General features: G+C 71.2%; 4 protein-coding genes and 1 pseudogene. 3 read left to right on the top strand and 2 right to left on the bottom strand.

Annotated elements, in window-relative coordinates; all coding sequences use genetic code 11:
- Together GH736_RS13040 and GH736_RS13035 are read left to right on the top strand one after the other, a co-directional pair.
- Positions 1-791: pseudogene (locus GH736_RS13040) on the top strand (hypothetical protein); the annotation flags it as partial.
- Positions 788-1,738: a tetratricopeptide repeat protein gene (locus tag GH736_RS13035; RefSeq protein ID WP_159603943.1), complete on the top strand. Its 951-nt coding sequence runs from the start codon at positions 788-790 to the stop codon at positions 1,736-1,738. The pseudogene GH736_RS13040 and the gene GH736_RS13035, both read left to right, overlap by 4 nt.
- Positions 1,739-1,786: 48 nt before the next feature.
- On the opposite strand, the gene glgB is transcribed toward GH736_RS13035, so the two are convergent.
- Together glgB and GH736_RS13025 are read right to left on the bottom strand one after the other, a co-directional pair.
- A complete protein-coding gene (gene glgB / locus GH736_RS13030) occupies positions 1,787-3,991 on the bottom strand; it encodes a 1,4-alpha-glucan branching protein GlgB (protein WP_159603941.1) in 2,205 nt (734 codons plus the stop codon).
- Positions 3,984-6,053: a maltotransferase domain-containing protein gene (locus GH736_RS13025; protein ID WP_159603939.1), complete on the bottom strand. Its 2,070-nt coding sequence runs from the start codon at positions 6,051-6,053 to the stop codon at positions 3,984-3,986. The genes glgB and GH736_RS13025 overlap by 8 nt, the downstream gene beginning before the upstream one ends.
- Before the next feature lie 30 nt (positions 6,054-6,083).
- On the opposite strand from GH736_RS13025, the gene glgP reads away from it, so the two are divergent.
- A partial coding sequence (glgP, locus tag GH736_RS13020; RefSeq protein WP_159603937.1) for an alpha-glucan family phosphorylase occupies positions 6,084-8,233 on the top strand: 2,150 nt, incomplete at its 3' end.

Here is an 8,233-nt window from a genome sequence, read left to right as displayed (position 1 = left end):
CCGCCCGCCAGGCCAACTACGCGATCCGCGGCACCCTGCCCGACCACCCCGCGCTGCCGCCGATCCCGGCGTCGCCGCTCACGCTCACCCTCCCGCAGCAGGTGGCCGGTTGGCCGGCCAGCGGCCGCACGGTGCTGACCATCGCGACGAACAGCGACGATCCCACCGTGGCGCCGACCGCGCTGGTGCTCCAGCAGGCGACCCCGCGCGACAATTACAAGATCGTCTACGCGATGTCCCTGGCGCCCGATGCCGACGTGCCCGAGGTCGCCCCGGCCTCGATCGGCGCGCCGCTCATCTCGCCCGAGTTCAAGGGCCTGGTGATGGAGCCCGGACAGGTGGCCGCGGCCTACGCGGATGTGCTCCTGAAGGGCGACGCATCCGAGTTCGCGACGATGTTCGACGCCGAGGGCGACGCACTCCGCGAGCAGCTCGGGCCGACCGGCCAGCAGGCCATCAGCGATGCGCTTCCGCCGACGGCTGACGTCGCCTTCTCGAACGCCGTCGGGGCGAGCCCCACGGTGGCACTCGCCACGAACGATTCCGGCGCGCTCGTCAGCGTGTCGATCGAGCAGACGGAGAAGGTCACGCCGAACGACGGCGGCACCATCGGCTTCCAGGAGGGTGCGCCGGGCCGGGCCCTCTCGGGCTTCGTCGAAAAGAGCGCCAAGGGCGTGCAGCGCGTGATCGGCGTGCAGTTGCTGTTCTACGTGCCGGGCGTCGGCTCGGACGAGAAGATCCGCCTCCTCGGCTGGTCCGAGAGCCTGATCGGAGCATCGGAGATACCGTGAGCGACCCCATCCAGCCGAGCGGCCTTCGCGGCGCCGTCGACCTGTCCTCCCTCGTGCAGCGCCCACCGGCGCAGCGGCAGCCGGGTGATGCGCCCGACTCGGCCTCGGGAGCCCGCGCAGGGGATGCCATCGTCTTCGAGACGGACGACGCCGCCTTCGGCGCCACGCTCGAACTCTCGCGCACCGTTCCCGTCGTGGTCGTGCTGTGGGCCTCGTGGAGCGAGCAGTCGGTCGCCCTCGTCGAGACCCTCGACCGGCTGGTCAGGGCGCGCGCCGGACGCCTCGTGCTCGCTGCGGCCGACGCCGACCGGAGCCCGCAGCTGGTGCAGGCCTTCCAGGCGCAGGCGATCCCCACCGTCGTCGCCGTGGTCGCCGGCCAGCCCGTGCCGCTGTTCGCCGGCGCGCAGCCCGACGACGTGATCGAGCAGGTCTTCGACCAGTTGCTCGAACTCGGTGCCCAGCACGGGGTCTCGGGACAGGTCGAGGCCGGCGGGGAGCCCGGCGACGTCCCGGCCGAACCCGTCGAGCCACCGCTGCCCCCGTTGCACCAGGAGGCGTACGACGCGATCGAGCGCGGCGATTTCGAGGCCGCGGCATCCGCGTACCGCACCGCGATCGCCCAGGATCCGCGCGACTCGCTCGCCGTCGCCGGCCTGGCGCAGGCGAACCTGCTCTGGCGTCTGCAGGGCAAGACCCTCGACGCGATCCGCAATGCGGCCGCGTCGGCACCCGACGACCTGGGCGCGCAGCTCGACGTCGCCGACCTCGACCTCTCGGGCGGGCACATCGACGACGCGTTCGACCGCCTGCTGACGCTGTTCCCGAAGCTCGACGCCGACGGCAAGCGGGCCGTCCGCGAGCGGCTCGTGGAGTTGTTCGAGGTCGTGGGCACCGACGATCCCCGCGTGATCGCGGCGCGCCGGCGCCTCACGAACCTGTTGTACTGAGGCTTCAGCAGCGAAGCCGTCGAGGCCGGGCCGCGCAGGGCCAGGGCCTCAGCGCTCGAGCGTGAACCACACCGCTGCCAACGGCGGCAGGGTGAACGACGCCGATGCGGGGCGGCCCGACCACGGGTCCTCCGTCGCCTCGACCCCGCCGAGGTTGCCCACGCCCGAGCCGCCGAACTGCGTGGCATCCGAGTTCAGCACCTCGATCCAGCGCCCGGCCGTCGGCAGGCCGAGGCGGAAGCCCTCGTGCGGCCGGCCGGCGAAATTGACGACGCACAGGAGCGGCCGGCGGTCGCGGTCGTAGCGGATGAACGCGATCACGTTCTCGTTCGCGGCGCCGCCTTCGATCCACTCGAACCCCGAGGCGTCGTCGTCGAGCTGCCACAGCGCCGCGGTCTCACGATAGGCGCGATTCAGCGCGCCCACGAACTCGGCGAGCTGGCGGTGGGAAGGCTGGTCGAGGATCCACCAGTCGAGGCCGCGCTCCTCGCTCCACTCGGAGAGCTGGCCGAACTCCTGGCCCATGAAGAGCAGCTGCTTGCCGGGGTGCGCCCACATGTACGAGAGATAGGCGCGCACGTTGGCGAGCTGCTGCCAGTGGTCGCCCGGCATCTTGCGGATGAGCGAGCCCTTGCCGTGCACGACCTCGTCATGGCTGATGGGCAGCACGAAGTGCTCGCTGAACGCGTACAGGAACGAGAAGGTGAGGTCGTGGTGGTGGTGCGCGCGGTACATCGGGTCCTTCGAGATGTACTGCAGGGTGTCGTGCATCCAGCCCATGTTCCACTTGAAGCCGAACCCGAGGCCCCCCGACGACGTCGGCGCCGTGACCCCCGGCCACGACGTGGACTCCTCGGCGATCATGACGATGCCCGGGTTGCGCTTGTACGCCGTCGCCGTGGCCTCCTGCAGGAACGAGATGGCTTCGAGGTGCTCGCGCCCGCCGTACTGGTTGGGCAGCCACTCACCGTCCTCGCGGGAGTAGTCGAGGTAGAGCATCGACGCGACGGCGTCGACGCGGAGGCCGTCGACGTGCATCTCCTCCAGCCAGAACAGCGCGTTGGCGACGAGGAAGTTGCGCACCCGCGGGTTGCCGAAGTCGAAGACGTACGTGCCCCAGTCCTTCTGCTCACCGCGACGGGGGTCGGGATGCTCGTACAGCGGCTCGCCGTCGAAGCGCGCGAGCGCCCAGTCGTCCTTCGGGAAGTGGCCGGGAACCCAGTCCATGATCACGCCGATGCCCGCCCCGTGCAGCCGGTCGATGAGGTACTTCAGATCGTCGGGACTGCCGAACCGCGAGGTGATCGCGTAGTAGCCGGTGACCTGGTAGCCCCACGATCCGCCGAACGGATGCTCCGCCAGCGGCATGAACTCCACATGCGTGTACCCGAGCCAGTCGAGGTACTCGATGAGCTCGTCGGCGACGTCGCGGTAGCCGCGTCCGGGCCGCCACGAGCCGAGGTGCAGTTCGTACGTGCTCATGGGCCGCTCGTGCGGGTTGGTGACGGCACGCCGCGACATCCATTCGCCGTCGCCCCACTCGTAGGAGCTCACGCTGACGACCGATGCCGTCGACGGTGCGATCTCGGCCTGCCTGGCCATCGGGTCGGCCTTCATGATCCAGTGCCCGGCGGGGGTGAGGATCTCGAACTTGTAGATCGTGCCGGGCTCGAGTTCGGGCACGAAGAGCTCCCACACGCCGGTGCCGCCCATGCTCCGCATCGCGTGTCCGGTGCCGTCCCAGCGGTTGAACTCGCCCACGACCCGGACGGCCCCGGCGCGCGGCGCCCAGACGGTGAACGAGGTGCCGCGCACGCCGCCGTCGACGCCCCAGTGCTCGCGGTGGTGGGCGCCGAGCACCTGCCACAGCTGCTCGTGCCGGCCCTCGCCGATGAGGTGCAGGTCGAGCTCGCCGATCGTGGGCGCGAACCGGTACGGGTCGTCGCTCGTCCACTCGTCGTCGCCGTAGCGAGCGCGGATGAGGTAGTCGACGGGGCCGAAGTCACCGGCTCCCGCCCAGATGCCGTAGCCGACATGCCGGAGCGGCAGCACCTCGCCGCCGTCGAGCAGCGCGTCGACCCGGTCGGCGAGCGGCCGCCGGGTGCGGATGACCGTGTGCACGCCGGGCGTGCCCGGCAGCTCGAAGCCGTGCTGGCCGAGCACCGAGTGCGGATCGGCGTGTCGTCCTTCGGCGACTTCGGCGAGCTGCGCATCGTCGACCTCGGGGCCGGCCTGCGGCATCCGCTCAGTCATCGCTGCCTCGCACCACGTGGAGGATGTGCGCCGGACGCGTGAAGGCGTCGAGGCGCACGTAGTTGGCGTCACCCCAGTCCCAGCGGTCGCCGGTGACGAGGTCCTCCACCTCGAAGCGGATGCCGGGGGTGAGCCCGATGGCGGCGAGATCGAGGTGCACGGTGGTCTCCCTCACGGAATGCGGGTCGACGTTCGCGACCACGATGACGGTGTCGTCGCGCCCGTCGGGCGTGAACCGCCCGGGGAGGTGCTTCGAATACACGACCACGGCGTCGTCCTCGCTGCTGTGGAAGTGGATGTTGCGCAACTGGGCGAGCGCCGGGTGGGCGGCGCGGATCGCGTTGAGGATGCCGAGGTAGAGGGCGAGCGAGCGGCCCTCGGCCTCCGCGGCGGCGAAGTCGCGCGGCTTGTACTCGTACTTCTCGTTGTCGATCGCCTCCTCGGCCCCCGGCCGGGCGACGGACTCGAACAGCTCGAACCCGGCGTACACGCCCCACGTGGGCGCCGCGGTCGCCGCGATCGTCGCGCGCACCGTGAACGCCGCCGGGCCGCCGAACTGGAGGTACTCGGTCAGGATGTCGGGCGTGTTCACGAACAGGTTGGGCCGCATGAAGTCGGCCGTCTCCTGCGACACCGAGGTGAGGAACTCCTCGAGCTCCTCCTTGGTGTTGCGCCACGTGAAGTACGAGTAGGACTGCTGGAAGCCCGCCATGGCGAGCGCCTGCATCATCGCCGGGCGGGTGAACGCCTCGGCCAGGAACACCACGTCGGGGTCCTCGGCGTTGACCGCGGCGATGAGCCGTTCCCAGAACATGAGGGGCTTCGTGTGCGGATTGTCCACCCGGAAGATCTTCACGCCCTGCTTCATCCAGTGCCGCACGATGCGCAGCACCTCGACGAAGATGCCCTCGGGGTCGTCATCGAAGTTCACGGGGTAGATGTCCTGGTACTTCTTCGGCGGGTTCTCCGCGAAGCGGATGGTCCCGTCGGGAAGCTGCGTGAACCACTCGGGATGCTCCGCCACCCACGGGTGGTCGGGGGAGGCCTGCAGCGCGAGGTCGAGGGCCACCTCCATGCCGAGGGCGGCGGCGCGCCGCACGAAGGCGCGGAAGTCGGCGAGGGTGCCGAGGTCGGGGTGCACGGCGTCGTGCCCGCCGGCGGCGCCGCCGATCGCCCACGGCGAGCCCGGATCGTTCGGCCCTGGATCGAGGGTGTTGTTCCTGCCCTTGCGGTTCGTCACGCCGATCGGGTGGATCGGCGGCAGGTACACCACGTCGAAGCCCATCGCCGCGACGCCGTCGAGCCGCTTCATCGCCGTGCGGAACGTGCCGCTCTTCCAGCTGCCGTCCTTCAGCCGCCGCGCGCCCTCGGACCTGGGGAAGAACTCGTACCACGAGCCGACGCCCGCGCGCCGGCGCTCGACGAGGATCTCGCGCTCGGGCGAGTCGCTCGTGAGCTTCGCGAGCGGCCAGGCGGTGAAGACGTCGAGCGCGGGCGCATCGACGAGCGGCCGGCGGTCGTCGACGGATGCCGCGTCGTCGCGCAGCGCGGCCGCGAGGGCCGTGAGCTTGCGGCGAGCCGCGATGGGCCGGGCCTTCTCGGCCGCCGCCCGGTCGAGGAGGCGCGCACCGATCTCGTACATCAGCTCGGCGTCGACGCCGGCGTCGATCTTCAGGGCGGCGTCGTGCCGCCAGGTGGCAATCTCGTCGTCGAAGCCGGTGACGTGCCAGTGCCAGACGCCCCGCTCGTCGAGGAGCACCCAGGCCTCCCACCGGTCGGTGCCCGCCGTGAGCGGCGACATGCGCACGTGCCGTACGGTGCCCGACGGGCTGGTGAGCACGAGCATCGCGCCGACCTGGTCGTGGCCCTCGCGGAACACCGTCGCGCGGAACGGCACCACCTCGCCCTCGAAGGCCTTGGGTCTCCAGCGCTCGTCGGGGAGGGCGGGGGTGACCCGCGTCACCGGGATCCGGCCGGCCAGTACGTCTCGGGAGGTCACCTTCCGACCGTAGCGCGGAATGGCCCGTGCGTCGCGATCGGGCGGGTCGGCGCGTTCACGCATTCGTCACGCCGGCGACCTAGGGTGGAGCCCGTGAAGCCGATCCGCAAGTTCACCGTCCGTGCCGTCGTGCCCGGCTCCTTGTCCGCCCTCGAGGAGCTCGCCGGCAACCTCCGGTGGTCATGGCATGAGCCGACGAAGCGCCTGTTCGAGCACATCGACCCCGAGCTGTGGCGCAGCACCCGGCGCGACCCCGGCGCGTTCCTCGGCGAGGTCGACCCGGCGAGGCTCGACGAGCTCGCGGGCGACGCGGGATACGTGGAGTGGGCCGAGCGCGAACGCGCGAGCCTCCGAGAGTACCTGTCGCAGCCGCGCTGGTTCCAGTCGCTCGGAACCGACGCACCGCGCGCCGTGGCGTACTTCTCGCCCGAGTTCGGCATCACGGCCGCCCTGCCGCAGTACTCCGGCGGCCTGGGCATCCTCGCCGGCGATCACCTGAAGGCGGCCTCCGACCTCGGGGTGCCGCTCATCGGCGTGGGCTTGTTCTACAAGGCCGGCTACTTCGCGCAGTCCATCTCGCCCGACGGCTGGCAGCAGGAGCGGTATCCGGTGCTCGATCCCGACGGCCTGCCGCTGTCGGTCCTCCGCCGACCCGACGGCTCGCCCGTGCAGGTCACGCTCGCGCTCCCCGACGAGGCGTCGCTGCACGCCCGGGTCTGGAAGGCGGCGGTGGGTCGCATCACGCTGCTCATGCTCGACACCGACATCCCGGCGAACACCGACGAGCTGCGCTCGGTCACCGACCGCCTCTACGGCGGGGGCGGGGAGCACCGGCTCCTGCAGGAACTCCTCCTCGGCATCGGCGGGGCTCGGGCGGTGCGCGCCTTCACCGAACTGAGCGGCACGCCCGCTCCCGACGTGTTCCACATGAACGAGGGCCATGCCGGCTTCCTCGGGCTCGAGCGCATCGCGATGCACATCGCCGACGGCTGCTCGTTCTCGGAGGCGCTGCAACTCGTCCGTGCCGGCACCGTCTTCACGACGCACACGCCCGTGCCCGCGGGCATCGACCGCTTCGACCGCGCGCTCGTCGAGCGATACCTCACGAGCTCGCTGCTGCCGGGCGTCGACCCGGCTGACGCACTCGCGCTCGGCGTCGAGCCAGGGGCCGAGCCGTCGACGAGCGCCTTCAACATGGCGGTCATGGGCCTCCGGCTCGCGCAGCGGGCCAACGGCGTCTCCAAGCTGCACGGGCAGGTCAGCCGGCGCATGTTCGGCGACCTGTGGCCGGGCTTCGACGCCGACGAGGTGCCGATCACGTCGATCACGAACGGCGTGCACGCCCCGACGTGGACCGACCCCGCCCTGCTGGGCCTGGCCGAGGCTCGCCTCGGCACGGGCGACACCGAGCACGCCGACTGGACGAGTCCCGCCGTGAGCGACGCCGAGTTCTGGGCCGTGAAGCGCGGCATGCGGCTGCAGCTCGTGGAGGACGCGCGGCGCCGGCTCGCCGCATCCTGGGCCGAGCAGCACGACGGGGCGTCCGCGCCGAAGTGGCTCACCCAGGTGCTCGACCCCGACACGCTCACCGTCGGATTCGCCCGGCGCGTGCCGACGTACAAGCGCCTCACGCTCATGCTGAGCGACCCCGAGCGGCTGAAGTCGATCCTGACGAACCCCGAGCGGCCGGTGCAGTTCGTGATCGCCGGCAAGTCGCATCCGGCCGACGACGAGGGCAAGCGACTCATCCAGCAGCTCGTGCAGTTCGCGCAGCAGCCCGAGTTGCGCGACCGCATCGTGTTCCTCCCCGACTACGACATGGGCATGGCCGAACTGCTCTATCCCGGGTGCGACGTGTGGCTGAACAACCCGCTGCGGCCGCTCGAGGCCTGCGGCACGTCGGGCATGAAGGCGGCCATGAACGGCGCCCTGAACCTGTCGATCCTCGACGGCTGGTGGGCCGAGTTCGCCGGCGACGACTACGGCTGGGTGATCCCGTCGGCGGATGCCGCGGGCGACTCGGGTGAGCGGGACGCCCTCGAGGCGGCCGCCCTCTACGAGCTGCTCGAGCATCGCGTCGCGACCCGGTACTACGAGCGCGACGCCGACGGGGTTCCGGTGGAGTGGGTGCGCCGCGTGCGGCAGACGCTCGCGACGCTGGTGCCGCAGCTCGGCGCGGACCGCATGGTGCGCCAGTACGTCGAGGAGCTCTACCGGCCGGCGGCGGAGCAGGCGGCCCGCGT

This window comes from Agromyces humi (assembly GCF_009720255.1).
Classification (GTDB): domain Bacteria; phylum Actinomycetota; class Actinomycetes; order Actinomycetales; family Microbacteriaceae; genus Agromyces; species Agromyces humi.
The sequence above is the reverse complement of the archived record's forward strand: the minus strand, read 5'-3'. Positions and strand labels throughout refer to the sequence as shown.